Below are 18,634 nucleotides of genomic sequence, written 5' to 3' on the forward strand. Positions count from 1 at the left end.
CCTGGTGAACCGCCCTTCCCTGCTGGCCTTGCTCGTCGTCCTCCTGGCTGTGCCCACCGGACGCTCGCTCGCGGCACAACCCTCTCCGGTCCTGAGCGCGCTGGAGGGCCTCTATCCCGAGCTGGATGTGTTCTATCGGGACCTGCACCAGACGCCCGAGCTGGCGTTCCAGGAAGAGAAGACCGCCGCGAAGCTCGCCGAGCGACTGCGCAAGCTGGGCTTCGACGTCACCACGGGCGTCGGCGGCACCGGCGTGGTGGCCCTGCTGCGCAACGGTCCAGGCCCCACCGTGATGCTGCGCACGGACCTGGACGGCCTTCCCATGGAGGAGAAGACGGGCCTGGCCTACGCCAGCAAGGCGACCGTCAAGAATGGCGAGGGCCAGACGGTGCCGGTGATGCACGCGTGCGGGCATGACGTACACATGACGGTGTGGCTCGGCACCGCCACGCTGCTGGCGCGCAAGAAGGACCAGTGGCGTGGCACCTTGATGATGGTGGGCCAGCCCGCGGAGGAGGTGGGCGCGGGGGCACGGAAGATGTTGGCCGACGGCCTCTTCAAGCGCTTCCCCAAGCCCGACTTCGCGGTGGCGCTCCACAACACCACGTCCGCTCCCGCGGGCCGCGTGGAGTACGTGTCCGGCTATGCGCTGGCGTACGTGGACTCGGTGGATGTCACGCTCTACGGCAAGGGCGGCCACGGCGCATATCCCCACACCACGGTGGACCCCGTGGTGATGGCGGCGCGCACGGTGCTCTCACTCCAGACCTTGGTCAGCCGCGAGAAACATCCCCTGGAGCCCGCGGTGGTGACGGTGGGCTCCATCCAAGGCGGCACGAAGCACAACATCATCCCGGATGAAGTCCGGCTCCAGCTCACCGTCCGCTCGTACAAGCCGGAGGTGCGCAAGGCCCTGCTCGCGGGCATCGAGCGCATCGTGAAGGCGGAGGCCCTCGTCTCGGGCGCGACGCGTCCTCCCGACGTCGCCGTCACCGAGGGCACCCCCGCGACCTACAACGACCCGGCGCTCACCCGCAGGCTCACCGCGTCCCTGATTCGCACGCTGGGCGAGAAGAACGTGGGCGAGGCCCAGCCCGTGATGGGCGGCGAGGACTTCTCCGAGTATGGCCGCGCGGGAGTCCCGGCCGTGATGCTGTGGCTCGGCGCGGTGGAGCCTGGGCGATTCCAACAGTCACGCTCGGGAGGTGAGCCGCTGCCGTCGCTCCACTCCTCCGGCTTCGTCCCCGACCGCGAGCGCACCCTGCGCACGGGTGTCACGGCCTTGACCTCTTCCGCGCTGGAGCTGTTGAACAAGCCCTGAGCCGCCTTGGTAGAACGGCGGAATGCGCCAAGCCTTCCGCCCCGTCCGCTCGCTGCTGCTCACCGCCTGCGGACTCCTCAGCGCCTGCGCCCACCAGCAGGCTCCAGCGACGCCACCGGCGGAGTCCTCGCCGGCGAGTGTCCAGGCACCGGAGAAGTTCCCGGAGCTGGTGGACGCTCTCTTCGCCGCGTCGTTCGACTTCTCTCCGTCCAGTGGCACGGCAGTGGGCCTGCACGAGTACGACACCCGACTGGAGGACTGGAGCCGGCCGCGCATCGAGGCACGAATCATCGAGCTGGACACGCTGCTCTCCCGACTGCGTGCGGTGGACCAGGGCGCCCTGTCATTCGACGACGCCGTCGACTGGGCGGCGCTGGAGAGCCAGCTCCTCGCGGAGCAGTTCGAGCTGAAGGTCCTCCGCGGCTGGGAGCACAACCCCATGCAGTACGCGGGGCTTCCGGGCGGAGCCATCGACGGGCTGATGAAGCGCGACTTCGCTCCCAAGGCGGAGCGCCTGCGCTCGGTGATTGCGCGGCTGAAGGCCGTCCCCTCCGTCTTCGCCGCGGGAAAGGCCAACGTCCAGGCACCACCCCGCGAGTTCACCGACCTGGCCATCCGCATGGCGAAGGGCTCCGTGGGCTTCTTCGAGGGCTCGGTGACGACGTGGGCCCAGGACGCGGCGGGCGGAGACGCCGCGCTGCTCGCCGAGTTCACGTCCGCCAACGCGGCGGCGGTGGCCTCGGTGCGGGACTTCGCGCGCTGGCTGGAGGCGGACCTGCTGCCGCGCTCCACGGGGAAGTATGCGCTCGGCGAGGAGCGCTTCCTCACCAAGCTGCGCTACGAGGAGATGATTGACCTGCCGCTTCCGGAGTTGCTCGCGCTCGGCGAGGCCAACCTCGAGAAGGACTTCCAGGACTTCGTGGCCACCGCGAAGCGCATCAACCCTCGCCTCTCGCCCGCCCAGGTGATGGCGAAGCTGGAGGAGAACCACCCGACGGCCGAGGACCTCATCCCCTCGGTGCGTCGCTCGGTGGAGGGCGTGCGCCAGTTCCTCATCGACAAGGACCTGGTCACCATTCCCTCCGAGGTTCGCCCGCGCGTGGAGGAGACGCCGCCGTATGCGCGCTCGGGTTCCTTCGCTTCCATGGACACGCCGGGGCCCTACGAGACGAAGGCCACCGAGGCGTTCTACTACATCACACCCGTGGAGCCGGACTGGGACGCGAAGCACCAGGAGGAGCACCTGCGCCTCTACAACGCGCCCGTCGTGTCGGTCATCAACATCCACGAGGTCTGGCCCGGGCACTACCTCCAGTTCCTCTACGCGCCTCGCTTCCCCACCAAGGTCCGCAAGCTCGTCGCCGTGGGCAGCAACGCCGAGGGCTGGGCGCACTACACCGAGCAGATGATGCTGGACCAGGGCTTCGGCGGCGGTGACCCCAAGCTGCGCCTGGCCCAGCTCTCCGAGGCCCTCCTGCGCGACTGCCGCTATGTCGCGGGCATCAAGCTGCACACCGCCGGGTGGACGGTGGAGGACGCCGCGCGGCTGTTCCGTGAGAAGTGCTTCCAGCAGCCGGCCAATGCCTACGAAGAAGCGCGGCGCGGTGCCTACAACCCCACGTACCTCTACTACACGTTCGGCAAGCTGGAGGTGCAGCGGCTGGCGAAGGACTTCCAGCTCGCGAAGGGGCAGAGCCTCAAGCAGTTCCACGACGCCTTCGTCTCACAGGGGAGCCTGCCCCTTCCCCTGGTGCGGCGACTGCTGATGCGCTGAAGCCGCGGGCCCTGGCCGAGGTGCCCCGCGCAGGCATCTCGGCGTGGTGGCTCAGCCAGCCCGGCGGGACGATTCGCGGCGCTCTCCCTCTTCCGGGACGTAGCGCAGGATGTCGCCGGGCTGGCAGTCGAGGTACTCGCAGATGCGCGCAAGGGTCTCGAAGCGCACGCCCTTCACCTTGCCCTGCTTGAGCAGGGAGAGGTTGGCTTCGGTGATGCCGACGTATTCAGCGAGCTCCTTCGAGCGGACCTGTCGCTCGGCGAGGACCACGGCGAGGCGGACGGTGATGGGCATGGCTTCACACAATCCGTGAGTGGTCTTCGGCCATGGCGGCGGCGGAGACCACCACCCCACCGAGCAACCGCAGCGCGCCCGCGAGGATGATGGGCAGCACCACGCCCGTTCCCACGTGCACCATGAGGGTGACCTTCCCGCTCGCGGCGGAGAGCACCAACCCCGCCAGTGTCGGCACGAAGAGCGCGCCCGCGCTCGACACGAGCATCCATGTGCCCGCGGCCCGCAGGTGCCTCGCCAGCTCGAGCGTCAGACCTTGCCCGTCGTGAACCGCGAGCGCGCAGCGGCGCAACGCCTCGAGCGAGAGGGACGTGGCGAGCACCGGCGCGAGCGCGAGTCCTGTCAGCGCCATGCGCATGAGGAGGCCTGGCTCGGTCGGCGAGGGAACCCCCAGGGCACGCGCGAGTTCGTCCACGGGCGACAACACGACCACCCCGAGGACACTCACGGGGATGGCCACGGCGAACGCACGGAACAGATACGCGAGGCGCAGCGGGGCTTCGGATGACGTGCGACGCATCTTGGGAGGCGCCACCAACGAGTGCAGGGTTGCGACCATGAATGCATCGTAGCACGGCGATTCATTATCGTTTGACAGAAATTACTTGCCGCTTAACTTGAAGTCCCATGCGAACCTCCCTGGCCTGGGTCGTGGTGGCGACGTGCGTGCTGGCGCTCTGGGGCTGCGCCGCGCCGACGGTGCCGGTGCTCCCTCCCACCGCGGTGCTCGACCTCGGCCCCGAGTGGCCCGAGGCACTCCCCGACACCATCGCCGCCGAGGTGCAACGCGCGGCGATGAGTCACCGGGTCCTCGCGCTGGGCGAGGGAGACCACTTCGTCGCGGAGAAGTATGAGTACCGACTGGCCTTCCTCCGACTCCTGGTGCAGCACCATGGGGTGCGTCACGTGGCGCTCGAGATGGGCGCCTCGGATGCGGGGCGGATTGATCGCTATCTGGAGACGGGCGACGAGCGATGGCTGCACCGCGTGGTGCTGCATGGCTACGCCGGAGAGGATGACGACGAGCGCCGCGAGCTTGCCCCTGTCACCCGAGGCGACCGTCGCCCACCGGATGACGCCTGGGCCGAGGCCGAACGCTCATTCTTCCGGAAGCTGCGCGAGCTCGGACTTGCACAGGGTGCACGGCTTCATGTGGCTGGCTTCGACTTCGACGCCGCGCCCGGTGGGGGCTACGCCGATGCACGGCGTTCACTCGAGTCCTGCGCGGACACCCCAGCGGTGCGCGCGCTTCGCGTCCAACTGACTCCTCCCAGGAACACCACGCCCACCCTCGAGGTGAGCCGGCTCGACCAGCTCATCACCCAGCTCACGACCGAACGCACCCGGCTCGACGCGGACTGCGGCGCGACGCAGGTGGATGCGGCGCGTGCGGCGCTCGACCAACTGGCCTCCTCCTACCGCACCTTCTTCGAGTGGCGTGCGTCCCAGGCCGATACCTCCGCGCAAGGCCCCCTGCGCATGCGGCGGATGTTCGATGAGCGCGAGTCACAGATGCATGCGCGATACAGGCGCTGGGCCCAGTCCCTTCCCGTCGATGCGCGGGTGGTCTTGCTCGGGCATGACATGCATGTGGCGCGTGACTCGGAGGTCCTCCGCTACGGACGTGCCCCGCATGACCTTCCGATGTGGCGGAGCCTGGGCACCCGCATCGAACAGGACCATCCCGGCAGCCTGTGGGTCTGCTGGCTGCTCTATGGCGAAGGGACTCGATACATGCCCACGTCGCGGACCGGCCTCTCGGTCGTCCAGCCGCGCCCCGACTCGCTGGAGGCCACGCTGGCCCGCACGGCCGGACGGTACTTCGTGCGGATGGAGCGTGTACCGGCTGGCAGCGTCGTCGACCAGTCGTGGCCCTTTGGAACGGAGACCAGCGAGGGCCTGGGTCCAGTGCGGACCGTCACCGACGCCATCGTGTTTCTTCCCCAGGCTCACGCCCCGGGACCGACTCCGCGCTGAAGACACCTTTCGTGGGGTGTCAGTGCCCCACGCCTTCACACATGCAGCCGCGCAGGTAAGCCCAGTCACGACGCACGGTGGCGGGCGCCACTCCCAGCACCGCGGCCGTCTCGTGGATGCCCAGCCCCGCGAAGTAGCGCAGCTCCACCGTCCGGGCGAGGCGCGGCTTGAAGGACTCCAGCGAGACCAACATCCGCTCCAGGTCCAGCACGTCGACGTCCACACCCGCCGGGGAGTCGGGGACCTCGTCGCGCAGCCGCAGCGACTCACGCTGCGCCTCCCGGCGACGGGCATCCCGCCCACGCACCCCATCCACGAGCACGCGCCGCATCGCCTGGGCCCCCGCGCCCAGGAACTGTCTGCGCTGGTCCACGTCCGTCACATGCCCGGCCAACCGCAACCACATGTCTCGCAACAACAACATGGGCCGGACGGTGGGACACGGCACCCCACTGCTCATGGCCGCATGCGTCATCTCGCGAAGCTCGTGGTACGTCACCCGCCGCAGGTTGTCTCGAGCCTCCGAGCTCCCGTTGCGAGCACCTTCCAGCAGAGAGGCCATCTCCGGCATGCCCATCGTGTCCTCCTGGGTCTCACATCCCATCGAGTCACTTCGCCGCGCCTGCCAAGAAGTCGAACGACCTCCGCCGTAGATCTTGAGAATAAAGAATTGTTTTTCGTGAATGCCGACAATTCCCTGCTGGGTAGGATTTTCCCACCTGTACGTGGAAGGTCGACATGCGCCGCGCGAGCATCCGGCTTGCGGGCTTGTTTCCATTCGTCGAGGACCCGACGTCAGGCGGAGGGAAGCCAGAGCACGAAGCGGGCACCGCCCTCGCGGACGCGCTCGTAACGCAGGTCGGCACGCATGCTGCGCGCGAGCCTGCGGCAGAGCGCCAACCCCAGCCCCACGCCCGGCGCGGACTTCGCCGCGGCCTGCACGGACTTGGAGAAGGGCTCGAAGAGCTTGCGGGCCGTCGCGGCGTCGACGCCGGGCCCGTGGTCCCTCACCGACAGCCCCACTCGCGAGCCTCGCCGCTCGAGCTCGAGGTGGATGCGAGGGTCCTCCGTGCTCCCCCCGTACTTCGACGCATTGTCCACGAGGTTGAAGAGGACCTGCTCCACCGCCGAGGGGTCTGTCATCACCACCACGTCTCGCGGAACATCGACACACAGCGACAAGCCGGATTGGAGCGCGCGCTGAGACAGTCGCTCCTCCATGCGAGACAACAACGAGCCCACCGACACCCGCTCCAGCCTCGCGGGCGTGCGTCCTCGCTCGATGCGGGCATAGGACAACACGTTCTCCACCAGGTGGCTCAGCCGCTCCGCTTCGCGGTGGAGGATGTCGAAGTACTCCTGACGGCGCTCGGCATCCGGCACCATCCCCGCCGCGAGCATCTCCGTGTACATCCGGAACGTCGTCAGCGGCGTGCGCAGCTCATGCGTCACCGCCGAGACGAACGCGCCCCGGCGCTCGCTCAAGGACATCACTCCGGCCAACAGCGCCACCACGGCCACCGCGGCGAGCACCACGCCGCTCCACGCCACCGTCAACACCGCGGGCAGCGACGACAAGGCCCCGGACGAGCCCCGCTCGCGAGGCACCGCGCCCGGCACCAATCGCACCGGCAACGCCGCCAGCATCCGTCCCTCGCCTGTCTCCACCGTGGCGTCCTTCACGGGCTCCAGCGTCGCGCCCGGCAGCAAGTCGGCCACCCTTCCTTGGAGCCAGCGCTGGAGCTCCGGCCAGTCCAGCCAGCATCCCTGGATGAACTCCTCGCCGTTGACCTGGACGCGACGCCCCAGGAACAAGGCGTCCTCCACCCAGAGGGCCCGCATGTCCTCCGCCACCTCGGGCGAGGCCACCTTCGGGAAGACGTTCGACACCTTGTTGTAGCCGGACAGGTTCTGGCTCGCGGCCTGGCGCGCGCTGCGCGAGCGGGCATCGAACTCGCTCGCGTTCTTCGTCCACTGGAGCTCGTCGGGAATCCGCTTCCGGTCCTCACGAGAGGGCTTCTGCCTCGACTCGGAGGACGCTTGATTCACCAGGGCCTCCCGCACGGAGGCGACCTTGAGCAGGTGGGACACCTGCGCCAACCGGTGCCGCAGCACCTGCTCGCCGACCTCGGGGTGCGGCACGCCCAGCGCGTCTCGCAGCGACGGGTCCACCACCTGCGGCGAGGAGACCCCTCCCGTGGGGCCCATCTGGAAGTGGAGCAGGACATGCTCCGGTGGTCCCGACATCAAGGGGGAGGCCACCCAGGCCCGTCCCTCCTGGAGAGGTTGGCGCTCCCCGTCCACCACCCCGCGCGCGGGGGACAGGGCCTCATAGGCCCCCACCGTCACCGCGCTCTCTCGCGCCACCAGCGGCAGCAACTCCGAGTCGAGCCGCCACAGCGCCAGCCGCACGTTCTCCTCGCGCGCCGCGCTCTCACGGGCCTGCCGGTCCGCGCGGTCCAGCCTCGAGGCGAAGACGGACAGCCACACCACACCGGCCAGCGCCAACAACAAGCAGGCGCTCACCGCGAGCCACACGCGCCACGAGCGAATCATCTCGCGCCGTCCGAGGCGGAGAACATGTAGCCCTTGCCGCGCACGGTGAGGATGACGCGCGGCTCGGTGGAGTCATCTCGGAGCTTCTCGCGCAGGCGCGCCATCGTCATGTCCACCGTGCGCGTCTGCACGCTCCGGGCTGGCAGGTGCCACACACGCTCCAGCAACTCCTCGCGGGAGATGGCCCGCCCCGCGTTCTCGCCCAGGTAGCGCAGGGCCTCCGCCTCGCGCTCGGAGAGGTCCGTCCGGGAGCCGTCGTCGAACGTCAGCTCCCGGCGCTCCACCACGAAGTGGCCTCCGGGGAACTCGACGCGGTCCGTGCCCACGGGGCGCTCCGCCGAGCGCCGCAGCACCGCGCCCGCCCTCGCCAGCAACTCCCGCACGGAGAAGGGCTTCACCACGTAGTCGTCCGCGCCCAGCTTCAGCCCCATCACCCGGTCCTCCTCCTGGCCCCGAGCGGTGAGGATGATGACGGGGAGGGTCGGCCGGCTCTTCCGCACCGCCTTGAGCAGGTCCAGCCCGTCCCCATCCGGGAGGACCAGGTCCAGCAGCACCAGGTCCACCGGCGTGCGCTCGGCGATTCGCTGGCCTTCCTCCCGGACGCCCGCTTCGAGGACCTCGTAGCCCTCGAAGCGCAGCGCATCCACGATTCCGCGCCGGATGGCGGGGTCATCCTCGACGACAAGTACTCGGCGCGCGGCCATGTCGGCATCCTACTCCATGGTGAACTTGCGCTTGGCCGCCTCGCGCGTCACCACCTGGCCGATGACGCCGTCCAGCGACTCCTGCTCCGGAGACGGCTGCTTCTTGCGCTCGGCCACGAGGAACTCCTGACGCGCCTTGCTCAGCTCCTGGATGCGCTTCTGCAAGTCGGCCCGCTCCTGCTCACGCGCGGCGAGCCACGCCTTGCGGCCCTCTGCGTCCAGTCCGCGCATCGGCTCCGGCAACTCCGCGGCCGGCACCGCCCCCAGGTCCACCTTGTTCTTCTTCACCGCGTCGACCAGGTCCCAGCTCTCGTTGGAATAGTTCCCGGAGGACTTCGCCATCGAGCGGGCCACCATGTTGGACATCGACACGCCCCGCGACGCCTTGTCCTGCGCGGCCTGGCGCATCTGGCTCTCCTCTCCCCGGGCGCCGCCATAGACGACGTAGGTCTTGTTGAGCTCCGCGCCCAGCCGGGCAATCTCCTCGTCCTGCGGCGCGGCCAGCTCCACCACCTTCAGGTTCTGGTCGATGTTCATGTAGCTGCCATCCGCGAGCGTCGCGCCCTCCTTCCAGTGGTCCGAGATGCCCGTCTCGTAATCACCGCAGTGGATGGTGTTCACGGTGATGCCATGCCGGCGGGCGGTGTGGATGGCATCTCGGAAGTCGACGGGGCCCTGCTCGAACGACTCATTGCCCGCGATGAAGACGAGCCGCATCGCGTCCGGGTTCTTGCTCCAGGCGAGCTTCCGGGTGGCCTCCAGGATGACCTCGCCGGCGTGCTCGGAGCCACCGGACGTCCGCAGGGCGAAGAGGCGCTCGGAGATGGAGTCCAGGTCCGTGGTGAACGGCATCAGCTGGCGAATCTCGTTCTGGCCGGCGCCCTCCCCGCTGTAGCCGAAGGCGTAGAGGGCCAGCTCCAGCCGAGGCGCCACGCCGTCGCGCTTCGCCTTCGAGAAGCGGTTCACGATGTTCCACAGCTGCGTGCGCGCCTGGTCCAGCAGTCCGTCCATGCTCCCGCTGGTGTCCAGGAGGATGGCGATCTGGATGACGGGGGCCGAACCCTCGGCCTGGGGCGCGACGGGCTTCGTCGGCGGGCTCGCGGGGGCCTGGGTGACAGGCGGCGGCCCCTCGAGCCTCGAGGGGATGGGCGCCGTGGGCGAGGGCTTGCCCAGCAGGAGGGCGGAGCCCGCGAGCGCCACGGCTGCGCCGAGGATGACAGGGAGCTTGAGGGCCGGCTTCATCGTGAGTCCTTTCGGGTAGCGGTGCCCTTTCGAGCACGGTCAGGACAGTAACGATGGAGCCCCCCAGAAAGGTGTAACCGCCGTGTAACCAGCCTCACGGCGGCCTTCGACTCAGGCACTCTGGAGCATCAGCCGCTCCACCACCGAGCGCACCTCCCGCAGCCGGGACGGGTCCGTCACCGCGACGAAGATGGTGTCGTCGCCCGCCACGGTGCCCGCGAGCCCCGGCACCTCCGGCTCCCGGTCCAACGCCGCCGCGAGCGCGGGCGCGTAACCCGGCGACGTCCTGACGACGAGCATGTTGGGCGGCGCCTCGATGATGCGGATGCGTTGGCGCTCGGCGGTCACCGTCGGAGGCTCCACCGACGCGATGCGCTGGTAGCGCCCACCCACCTTCTGGACGCCCAGCTTCTTCAGCCGCCGCGACAGCGTGGACTGGCTGGGCGCCTGCCCCTCCGCCTCCAGCAGCTCCTGCAAGACCGCCTGATCGCTGATCTCCTGCTCCGTGATGAGCCGAAGGATTTCGTCGTCCAGGTTCATTTTCACCAAGATGCATGGAGGTGAATTTCCATGCAAGGCGCCTGAATGATCGGCCTCGGGGAACAATGCTCTTGCGCGCCGCGTCCTTCTGCATAATATCCGCCGCCTATTCGCGGAACTGCACGCATACGCGTGCATATTCATCCACGTATGCATCCGGTCCAGGCCGGGGAGCGCAGGCCCATGAAGCACGTCACCCACATCAAGGATCTCGGCCCCGAGGGCGTAGAGGCAGTCCTCGCGCAGGCGGAGGCCTGGAAGCAGAAGGCTCCGGGCTCGCTCTTCCCGGGAAGCATCCTGGGCATGGTGTTCTTCAACCCGTCCTTGCGCACGCGCACCTCGTTCGAGGCAGTGATGCTGCGCGGGGGAGGCAGCGCCATCATCCTGGATGTGGGCGCGGGCGTCTGGAAGCTGGAGCACCGCGAGGGCGCGGTGATGAACGCGGACCGGGCCGAGCACCTCAAGGAGGCCGCCCCCGTCCTGTCGCGCTTCGTGGACATGCTGGGCGTGCGGACCTTCTCCCAGGGCGGCGGCGACGAGGAGGACGAGGTCGACCCCATCATCAACGCCTTCCGCAAGTGGGCCACGGTGCCGGTGGTCAGCATGGAGTCCGCGCGGGAGCACCCCTGCCAGGGCCTGGCGGACGTGCTGACCTTGCGCGAGAAGTTCGGCACCACGAAGAAGCTGCCGGTGACGCTGACGTGGGCGCCGCACATCAAGCCCCTGCCCAAGGCGGTGCCCAACTCGTTCCTCCTGAGCGCGGCGGCGGCCGGGTGCGAGGTCCGCGTTGCCCACCCTCCCGGCTTCGAGCTGCACCCAGCGGTGCGCGCGGAGGCGGAGGCCTACGCCAAGGCCACGGGCGGCAGCATCACGTACACGCATGAGCAGGACGAGGCACTCGCGGGCAGCCGCGCCGTGTACGCCAAGTCCTGGGGCCCGACGGCCGCGGCGGCCTTCTCGCCCAACGACGTCACCGCGCTGTTGGCGTCCTACTCCGGTTGGATGCCCACGCTGCGCACCATGTCCCGCGCGGCGAAGGATGCCGCGTTCCTGCACTGCCTCCCCGTGCGCCGCAACGTGGAGGTGGCCGACGAGGTCCTGGACCACCCGAGCAGTCGCGTGGTGGACGAGGCCGGCAACCGGTTCCACGTCCAGCGCTCCCTGCTCCACTGGATGCGCTCGCAGTCCCGCTGAGCGGCGCCACCCAGGCGCGCCTCTCCTTCTCTCTTTCTTTCGAGGTCTCCCGTGCCCTTGTCACCCGACCCGTACTCCGCGCTGCGCCACGCCGCGCGTTATGTGCAGCAGTTCCGGCGCAAGACGTTTGTCGTGAAGCTCGGCGGCGCCATGCTGAGCGACCCCCGCCTGCGCCGCTCCGCGTGCGAGCAGATTGCCCTGCTGTGGACCTTCTCCATCCGCCCCGTCGTCGTGCACGGCGGCGGCCCGGAGCTGGACACGCTCTGTGACGCCCTCCACCTGCCGGTGGAGAAGGTGGCTGGCCGCCGCGTCACCTCCGCGCCCGTGCTGGACGCGGCGAAGATGGTGCTCGCCGGCAAGCTGCACACGGACCTGCTCGCGGACCTCCAGGCGGCGGGCGTGCCCGCGGTGGGCCTGAGCGGCGTGGACGCCGGGCTCATCAAGGCGCGCAAGCGGCCTCCTGTCATGGTGACGGAGCCGGGGGCCACCGAGGGCAGGCTCGTGGACTACGGGCTCGTCGGCGACATCGAGCAGGTGGACACGCGCGTCGTGGAGCACCTGCGCTCCGCGGACTACGTGCCGGTCATCGCGCCCCTCTCCGGCGGCGTGGATGGCTCCGTCTACAACACCAACGCAGACACCGTGGCGGCGGCGCTGTCGGTGGCCCTGTCGGCGGAGAAGCTCTTCTTCCTGGTCCAGGTGCCGGGCCTCCTGCGCGACTTGAACGACCCGACGTCGCTCGTCACGCTGGCGAACCTCACGGACCTGGCGACGATGGAGAACCAGGGCACCATCTCCGGCGGCATGCGTCCCAAGGCGCACGCCATCCGCCACGCGTTGGTCGGCGGCGTGGGCAGCGTGCACCTGGTGAGCGGTGTGGCGCCCAACGCGCTCCTCGAGGAGGTCTTCACCAACGAGGGCAGCGGCACGATGGTGGTCCGCGAGAAGGCTCCGAAGAACGCGGGGACCGCGGGATGAAGGCGGCGGAGCTGCTCCAGGCGCTGGTGGCCATCCCCAGCGTTTCGGGTGACGAGCGACTCATCGCGGACACGGTGTCCGGGTGGGCGGAGGGCTGGGGTGCGCGCGTCCAACGCAAGGGCCACAATGTGTGGTTCTCCGTGGGAAGCGGGCCGCGCCGGCTGCTCGTCAACTCGCACCTGGACACGGTGAAGCCGTGTGCCGGGTGGACGTACGCGCCCCACGCGCCCGAGTGGCGTGAGGACCGCCTGTACGGCCTGGGCAGCAACGACGCCAAGGGCTGCGTGACGGGGATGCTCGTCGCGGCCCGGACGCTGCTGAAGGAAGGCGCGTCGCTCGGCGGAGAGCTTGTCTTCGCGTTCACCGCCGAGGAGGAGACTGGAGGCCAGGGCCTGGGCACGCTCCTGCCCGAGCTGGGCCCTCTCGACGCCGCCGTGGTGGGCGAGCCCACCAGCCTCAAGCCCTGCACGGCGCAGCGGGGCATGCTGCTCCTGCGCTGCACCGCGCACGGCAAGAGCTCCCACGTCGCGCACGCGCACAACGCGGGCGCGGTGAACGCCATCCACGTCGCGGCGGGAGACATCGCCACGCTGGCGGAGCTGCGCTTCCCGTCGCATCCGCTGTTGGGTGAGGCGCGGGCACAGGTGACGCAGATCTCCGGGGGGCTGGCGCGCAACCAGATTCCGGACGCGTGCGAGTTCTTCGTGGACCTGCGCACCACGCCGAGCATGGACCACGCGCAGGTGGCGACGGGCCTGGGCGGCGTGTTGAAGAGCGAGGTGAAGGTGCACTCGGCGCGGTACCTGCCGAAGGCGACGGCCTCGAATCAGCCCATCGTCCGGGCGGCGATGGCCGCGTCGGGCGAGCAGCCCGTGGGCTCCAGCACCACGTCCGACTGGGCCTTCCTGGGGGAGCTTCCCACGGTGAAGGTGGGGCCGGGCGACACGCTGAGGAGCCACCTGGCGGACGAGTACCTCACCCTGGCGGAGCTGGAAGCCGGCGCCGCCTTCTACACGCGACTGTTGCGCGGTTACTTCGAGGAGGCGGCCCGTGGCTGAGACCCTGTGGGGCAAGGGTGCCGCGTTGGACGCGGTCATCCACCGGTTCACCGTGGGCGACGACCCCATCGTCGACCTGTCCCTGGCGCCGCACGACGCGCTGGGCAGCGCCGCGCACGCGCGCATGCTGGGCAAGGTGGGCCTGTTGAAGCCCGAGGAGTCCCGCACGCTCGTCGGCGCGCTGAAGACGCTGCACGACGAGGCGCGCGCGGGCCGCTTCACCATCCTCCCCGAGCAGGAGGACGGACACACCGCGCTCGAGGCCGCGCTGGTGGAGCGCATCGGCGAGCCCGGCAAGCGCATCCATCTGGCGCGCTCGCGCAATGACCAGGTGCTGCTCGCGACGCGGCTGTTCCTCCGCGAGGAGGTGCTCGCGCTGGGGGCGGGCGCCGTCAAGCTGGCGGAGGCGTTCCTCGACTTCGCGCAGGCGCACGCCCAGGTGCCGATGCCGGGCTACACCCACCTGCGTCGCGCGATGCCGTCCACGTTCGGCATGTGGGGCATGGCCTTCGCCGAGGGGCTGCTGGAGGAGTTGGAGGCGCTGCGCGGCGTGTGGGCTCGGCTGGACCGCTGCCCGCTGGGCGCCGCCGCGGGCTTCGGCGTGCCGCTGCCCATCGACCGGGAGTACGTCGCGCGGCTGCTCGGTTTCAGTCGGGTGCAGAGAAGCCCCATCGACGCGCAGAACGGCCGGGGCCGCCATGAGCTGGCGGTGCTGAGCTGGGCGTGCGGCGTCGCGAACACGCTGGAGAAGTGGCTGTGGGACGTGCAGCTCTACAGCACGGACGAGTTCGGCTTCCTCGGGCTGCCGGACGCGTTCACCACGGGCTCGTCCATCATGCCGCAGAAGAAGAACCCGGACGTGGTGGAGCTGGCGCGAGGCCGCTGCCGCGAGCTGCGCGGACTGGCGCACCAGGTGGAGGCCATCGCGGGCGGACTGCCCTCCAGCTACCACCGAGACTTCCAGCTCCTCAAGCGCCCCACCCTCGCGGCGCTGACGTCCAGCCGCTCGCTGCTGGACGTGCTGACGCGGCTGGTGCCGGTGCTGCAAGTGAAGGCGGACGCCGCCGCGCGCGCCTGTGACGACACGCTGTATGCGGCCCACCATGCGTACACGCTGGTGGCGGGTGGACAGGCGTTCCGCGATGCATACCGGCAGGTGGGCCGCGAGCTCGCCGACGGCACGTTCCGCCCGGACCGCGAGGCACTGACGGCCACCCACCTGGGTGGCGCGGGCAACCTGGGCCTGCCCCAGGCCCGAGAGGAGCTGGCCGCCGCGCGCGCCTGGCTCGACGACACCCACCACGCGCTGGCCACCGCCTCCGCGCGCGTCTGGGACCTGAACAACCCTTCCCCGTGAGGAGTGAAGTGATGAGCAAGAAGAACGTGGTGCTGGCCTTCTCCGGCGGACTCGATACCGCTTTCTGCACGGTGTACCTGCGCGAGCAGGGCTACACCGTCACCACCGTCACCGTGGACACCGGTGGCTTCCCGCCCGAGCAGCTGGCGAGCATCGCCGCCCTGTCCGCGAAGCTGGGCGCGGTGGAGCACATCAAGGTGGACGCGCGCGCCACGCTGTTCCAGGGCTACCTGCGCCACCTCATCGCCGGCAACGTGCTGCGCGGCCAGCTCTACCCCCTGAGCGTGTCCGCCGAGCGCGCGTGCCAGGCGGTGGAGGTCGTGCGCGTGGCGCGCGAGAAGGGCGTGCAGTCGTTGGCCCACGGCAGCACCGGCGCCGGCAATGACCAGGTGCGCTTCGACGTGGCCTTCCGCTCGCTGGCGGGAGACCTGGAGCTGCTCACCCCCATCCGCACGCTGGGCCTGAGCCGTCAGCAGGAGCTGTCGTACCTGGCCGAGCGCGGCATCCACATGCCGCCGAAGCTGGGCTCCTACTCCGTCAACGAGGGCATGTGGGGCACGTCCGTGGGCGGCAGCGAGACGCTCAACTCGTGGAGCGCGCTGCCCGAGGCGGCCTTCCCCGCGGGTGAGATTCCCACGGACCTGAAGCCTCGGCCCCTCACGGTGGGCTTCGAGCAGGGCATCCCCACGTCGCTCGACGGCAAGGCCCTGAGCCCCGTGGACCTCGTCGAGGCGCTCAACGTCCTGGGCCGCCAGTACGGCATCGGCCGGGGCGTGCACCTGGGCGACACCATCCTCGGCATCAAGGGCCGCGTCGGCTTCGAGGCCCCCGCCGCGCACCTGCTCATCACCTCGCACCGCGAGCTGGAGAAGCTGGTGCTGTCGGGCAAGCAGCTCTTCTGGAAGGAGACCGTGGGCAACCTCTACGGCTCGCTGCTGCACGAGGGCCACTTCTTCGACCCGCTGGTGAAGGACCTGGAGGCGTTCCTCACGTCCTCGCAGGAGCGCGTGACGGGCGAGGTGCGGCTGATGCTCCACCCGCGCTCGATGGTGGTGGAGGGCGTGCGCTCACCGCACTCGCTGATGGACGCGAAGGTGGCGACGTACGGCGAGGCCAACGTGTTGTGGACAGGCTCGGAAGCGGCGGGCTTCGCCAAGCTGTACGGCGTGGCGCAGATGCTCTCGCACCGGGCGAAGGGAGGCTGACATCATGAAGGTCTTCGTCGACAAGGTCGGAAGTGTCACCCGCAACCTGGGCCTGGGCCGCACGGTTCACCTCACCACCGAGGTCAAGGCGGAGGAAGGCGCCGTCATCGCCGTGCGCATCCATGGCGAGAAGAGCGTCTACAACCAGCTCGAGGACTGCAACGGCCGGCTGGTGACGCTGCACGGGGGCGACATCATGGTGGGCGCCCTGGGTCACCGCAACGCGCTGCACGGCTACGAGGGCGTGGTGCCCGAGTCCGTCGTGGTGGGCCAGCGGCTCAACGTGCTCAACATGGGCGGCGTCATCGGCAAGTGCACCTCGCACAACCCGGGCGTGGGCGTGCCCTTCGAGGCCGAGGTGCTGGGCCAGGTGCTGGAGTTCCCGGAGCTGATGTCGCGCGAGGGCCAGCCGGCGCACATCTCCTCGGGCGCGCTGAAGGGCGGCTCGACGCCGGTGAAGTGCCCCGTCGTCTACGTCGTGGGCACGTGCATGAACGCGGGCAAGACGTACGCGGCCAGCGCGATGGTGCGCAAGCTGGCGCAGGCGGGCTACCGCGTGGGCGGCGCGAAGCTGACGGGTGTGTCGCTGATGCGCGACACGCTGAGCATGCAGGACTCCGGCGCGGACGTGGTGATGGACTTCACGGACGCGGGCATCGTGTGCACGGGGCCTCGCACGGCGGCGCGCGTGGCGCGGGTGCTGTTCTCCGAGATGGCCGCGGCGGAGGTGGACGTCATCGTCGCGGAGACGGGTGACGGCATCATGGGCGAGTACGGCGTCCAGGCGATTCTCGCGGACCCGGAGCTCAAGGGCCTGGCGGGCGCGTGGGTGATGTGCGCGAACGACCCGGTGGGCGCCGCCGGCGGCGTGCGCCACCTGAAGGAGACGTACAGCATCGACGTGGACGTGCTCGCGGGTCCCGCCACGGACAACGCGGTGGGCGTGCGCTTCGTCGAGCAGGTGGTGGGAGTGCCCGCGCGCAACGCTCGCGCGGACGCGGCGGCACTGGGTGGTCTCATCCTGGAGAAGCTCGCGCCCAAGCTGGGTGCGGGGAGGAAGTCATGACGCGGGCGCATATCTACATCTTGGGAGCCTCCGGTTTCGGCGGCGGCGAGCTCTTGCGGATTCTCTCCGGCCACCCCGCCGTGGCGGGCATCCGCGTCGTGTCCCGGCACCACGCGGGCGCGCCCGTCCACAAGGTGCACCCGCACCTGCGCGGACTGGTGGACGCGACCTTCGAGGCGGAGCCGGACTGGCGCTGGCTGGCGGACTCGCAGCAGCCGGTGGTGTTCAGCGCGCTGGGGCACGGCGAGCTGGCCACGCAGTTCCTGGCGCTGGAGAAGAAGTGGGCCGAGGTCGGCCTCGCCGACAGGGTCCTGCTCGTGGACCTGTCCAGCGACTTCCGGCTGGACCACCCGGGCCGGTACGCGGGCGCCTACGGCAAGCCGCACCCCGCGCCAGACCTGCTGGGCACCTTCACGTACGGCCTCACCGAGTGGAAGCGCGAGGAACTCAAGGGCGCGCGTCGCATCGCGAACCCCGGCTGCTTCGCCACCGCGGTGCAGTTGGCGCTGCTGCCCATCGCGTCCACGCCGGGCCTGGGCCTGCTGGCCGTGTCGGGTGTCACGGGCTCCTCCGGCTCCGGCTCCCTGCCGGGCGAGGGCACGCACCACCCCACCCGCGCGCATGACTTCCGCGCGTACAAGCCGCTGGAGCACCAGCACGAGGCGGAGGTGGAGGTCATGCTGGTGGCGCACGGCGCCCAGCGTCACCGGCTGGCCTTCGTGCCGCACTCGGCGCCCATGGTGCGCGGCATCTTCGCCACCGTGCAGTTCGAGTGGCCCGAGCACGGCGGCGCGGTGGTGACGCAGTCGCTGACGGAGAAGTTCCGCCGCTATTATGAGGGCTCGAAGTTCGTCCGCATCGTCGAGGGCACGCCCCGCATCGCCGCCGTCACGGGCAGCAACTTCTGCGACATCTCCGTCGCGACGAAGGGCCGCTCCGTCGCCGTCATGGCCGCGCTGGACAACCTGGTGAAGGGCATGGCCGGCCAGGCGGTGCAGAACTTCAACGTGTCCCTGGGCCTGCCCGAGGACACCGGTCTGCGGCAGGCGGCCTGCTACCCGTAGGCCGATGAAGTCCCCCCGCTCCGGGGCCCATCCGGAGCGGGCTCGAGGGTGCTCTTCGTCAGGCTTCACCGTGCCTGGAAGTCGAGCACGAGAAGCACCCTCTGTTTCCAGGAACCGCGTGCGCGCTCGAGCGTGAGAATCCGCCGCCGACGCGTCAGACTCCTGGAATGCCCTCGTCCACGACGCCCTCGCGCCCCTCCCCTGCTGCCTGGAGAGGAAGGCGCGTCCTCGTGGATGAAAGGTCGCGCATGCCCATCGCGGAAGCCGCAGGTGGATGTCCTCGCGTCAGTCCTCTTCCCGTCAC

At 69.8% G+C, this 18,634-nt stretch carries 17 protein-coding genes; 10 read left to right on the forward strand and 7 right to left on the reverse strand.

The window, feature by feature from the left end:
• Window positions 1–4 precede the first annotated feature (4 nt).
• Together MYSTI_RS27690 and MYSTI_RS27695 are read left to right on the forward strand one after the other, a co-directional pair.
• The gene (locus MYSTI_RS27690; RefSeq protein WP_015351116.1) at window positions 5–1,321 is read left to right on the forward strand and encodes an amidohydrolase; all 1,317 of its coding nucleotides are present in this window, start codon (window positions 5–7) and stop codon (window positions 1,319–1,321) included.
• A 22-nt stretch (window positions 1,322–1,343) separates the two neighbouring features.
• Window positions 1,344–3,095, forward strand: a complete 1,752-nt coding sequence (locus MYSTI_RS27695; RefSeq protein ID WP_015351117.1) for a DUF885 domain-containing protein — start codon at window positions 1,344–1,346, stop codon at window positions 3,093–3,095.
• A 51-nt stretch (window positions 3,096–3,146) separates the two neighbouring features.
• Here the strand turns inward: MYSTI_RS27695 and MYSTI_RS27700 are convergent, their stop codons facing one another.
• Window positions 3,147–3,389, reverse strand: a complete 243-nt coding sequence (locus tag MYSTI_RS27700; RefSeq protein ID WP_015351118.1) for a helix-turn-helix domain-containing protein — start codon at window positions 3,387–3,389, stop codon at window positions 3,147–3,149.
• Window positions 3,390–3,393: 4 nt separating this feature from the next.
• Window positions 3,394–3,948, reverse strand: a complete 555-nt coding sequence (locus MYSTI_RS27705) for a molybdopterin-binding domain-containing protein (RefSeq protein ID WP_015351119.1) — start codon at window positions 3,946–3,948, stop codon at window positions 3,394–3,396.
• A 68-nt stretch (window positions 3,949–4,016) separates the two neighbouring features.
• Between MYSTI_RS27705 and MYSTI_RS27710 the strand changes: the two genes are divergently transcribed.
• Window positions 4,017–5,366, forward strand: a complete 1,350-nt coding sequence (locus tag MYSTI_RS27710) for an erythromycin esterase family protein (protein WP_015351120.1) — start codon at window positions 4,017–4,019, stop codon at window positions 5,364–5,366.
• Window positions 5,367–5,385: 19 nt separating this feature from the next.
• On the opposite strand, the gene MYSTI_RS27715 is transcribed toward MYSTI_RS27710, so the two are convergent.
• The 5 genes from MYSTI_RS27715 to MYSTI_RS27735 all read right to left on the reverse strand — a co-directional run bounded on the left by MYSTI_RS27715 (window position 5,386) and on the right by MYSTI_RS27735 (window position 10,408).
• Complete coding sequence (locus MYSTI_RS27715; protein WP_233277971.1) at window positions 5,386–5,970, reverse strand: ECF-type sigma factor; 585 nt, start codon at window positions 5,968–5,970, stop codon at window positions 5,386–5,388.
• 191 nt (window positions 5,971–6,161) lie between these two features.
• Entirely contained in the window at window positions 6,162–7,922 is a 1,761-nt protein-coding gene (locus MYSTI_RS27720; protein WP_015351122.1) for a sensor histidine kinase, read from the reverse strand.
• Window positions 7,919–8,626: a response regulator transcription factor gene (locus MYSTI_RS27725; RefSeq protein WP_015351123.1), complete on the reverse strand. Its 708-nt coding sequence runs from the start codon at window positions 8,624–8,626 to the stop codon at window positions 7,919–7,921. Before MYSTI_RS27725 ends, MYSTI_RS27720 begins: the two co-directional genes overlap by 4 nt.
• 9 nt (window positions 8,627–8,635) lie before the next feature.
• Window positions 8,636–9,868 carry a vWA domain-containing protein gene (locus tag MYSTI_RS27730; RefSeq protein WP_015351124.1) on the reverse strand — a complete coding sequence of 411 codons (1,233 nt, stop codon included), beginning with the start codon at window positions 9,866–9,868 and terminating at the stop codon, window positions 8,636–8,638.
• Between the two features lie 111 nt (window positions 9,869–9,979).
• The gene (locus tag MYSTI_RS27735; protein WP_015351125.1) at window positions 9,980–10,408 is read right to left on the reverse strand and encodes an arginine repressor; all 429 of its coding nucleotides are present in this window, start codon (window positions 10,406–10,408) and stop codon (window positions 9,980–9,982) included.
• Window positions 10,409–10,591: 183 nt separating this feature from the next.
• On the opposite strand from MYSTI_RS27735, the gene MYSTI_RS27740 reads away from it, so the two are divergent.
• The 7 genes from MYSTI_RS27740 to argC are packed head-to-tail and all read left to right on the forward strand — an operon-like array spanning window position 10,592 to window position 18,330.
• Window positions 10,592–11,602 (forward strand): N-acetylornithine carbamoyltransferase, encoded by a 1,011-nt coding sequence (locus MYSTI_RS27740; RefSeq protein WP_015351126.1) that lies wholly within the window; start codon window positions 10,592–10,594, stop codon window positions 11,600–11,602.
• A 51-nt stretch (window positions 11,603–11,653) separates the two neighbouring features.
• A complete protein-coding gene (gene argB / locus MYSTI_RS27745) occupies window positions 11,654–12,580 on the forward strand; it encodes an acetylglutamate kinase (protein WP_015351127.1) in 927 nt (308 codons plus the stop codon).
• On the forward strand, window positions 12,577–13,638 hold the full coding sequence (locus MYSTI_RS27750) for a M20/M25/M40 family metallo-hydrolase (protein ID WP_015351128.1): 1,062 nt from the start codon (window positions 12,577–12,579) through the stop codon (window positions 13,636–13,638). The genes argB and MYSTI_RS27750 overlap by 4 nt, the downstream gene beginning before the upstream one ends.
• On the forward strand, window positions 13,631–14,995 hold the full coding sequence (argH, locus tag MYSTI_RS27755; protein WP_015351129.1) for an argininosuccinate lyase: 1,365 nt from the start codon (window positions 13,631–13,633) through the stop codon (window positions 14,993–14,995). The genes MYSTI_RS27750 and argH overlap by 8 nt, the downstream gene beginning before the upstream one ends.
• A gap of 11 nt (window positions 14,996–15,006) precedes the next feature.
• Window positions 15,007–16,200, forward strand: a complete 1,194-nt coding sequence (gene argG / locus MYSTI_RS27760) for an argininosuccinate synthase (RefSeq protein WP_015351130.1) — start codon at window positions 15,007–15,009, stop codon at window positions 16,198–16,200.
• A 4-nt stretch (window positions 16,201–16,204) separates the two neighbouring features.
• Window positions 16,205–17,266 (forward strand): hypothetical protein, encoded by a 1,062-nt coding sequence (locus tag MYSTI_RS27765; protein ID WP_015351131.1) that lies wholly within the window; start codon window positions 16,205–16,207, stop codon window positions 17,264–17,266.
• On the forward strand, window positions 17,263–18,330 hold the full coding sequence (argC, locus tag MYSTI_RS27770; RefSeq protein WP_015351132.1) for an N-acetyl-gamma-glutamyl-phosphate reductase: 1,068 nt from the start codon (window positions 17,263–17,265) through the stop codon (window positions 18,328–18,330). Before MYSTI_RS27765 ends, argC begins: the two co-directional genes overlap by 4 nt.
• The last annotated feature ends 304 nt before the right edge of the window (window positions 18,331–18,634 follow it).

This window comes from Myxococcus stipitatus DSM 14675, from assembly GCF_000331735.1.
In the GTDB taxonomy this organism is placed as follows: domain Bacteria; phylum Myxococcota; class Myxococcia; order Myxococcales; family Myxococcaceae; genus Myxococcus; species Myxococcus stipitatus.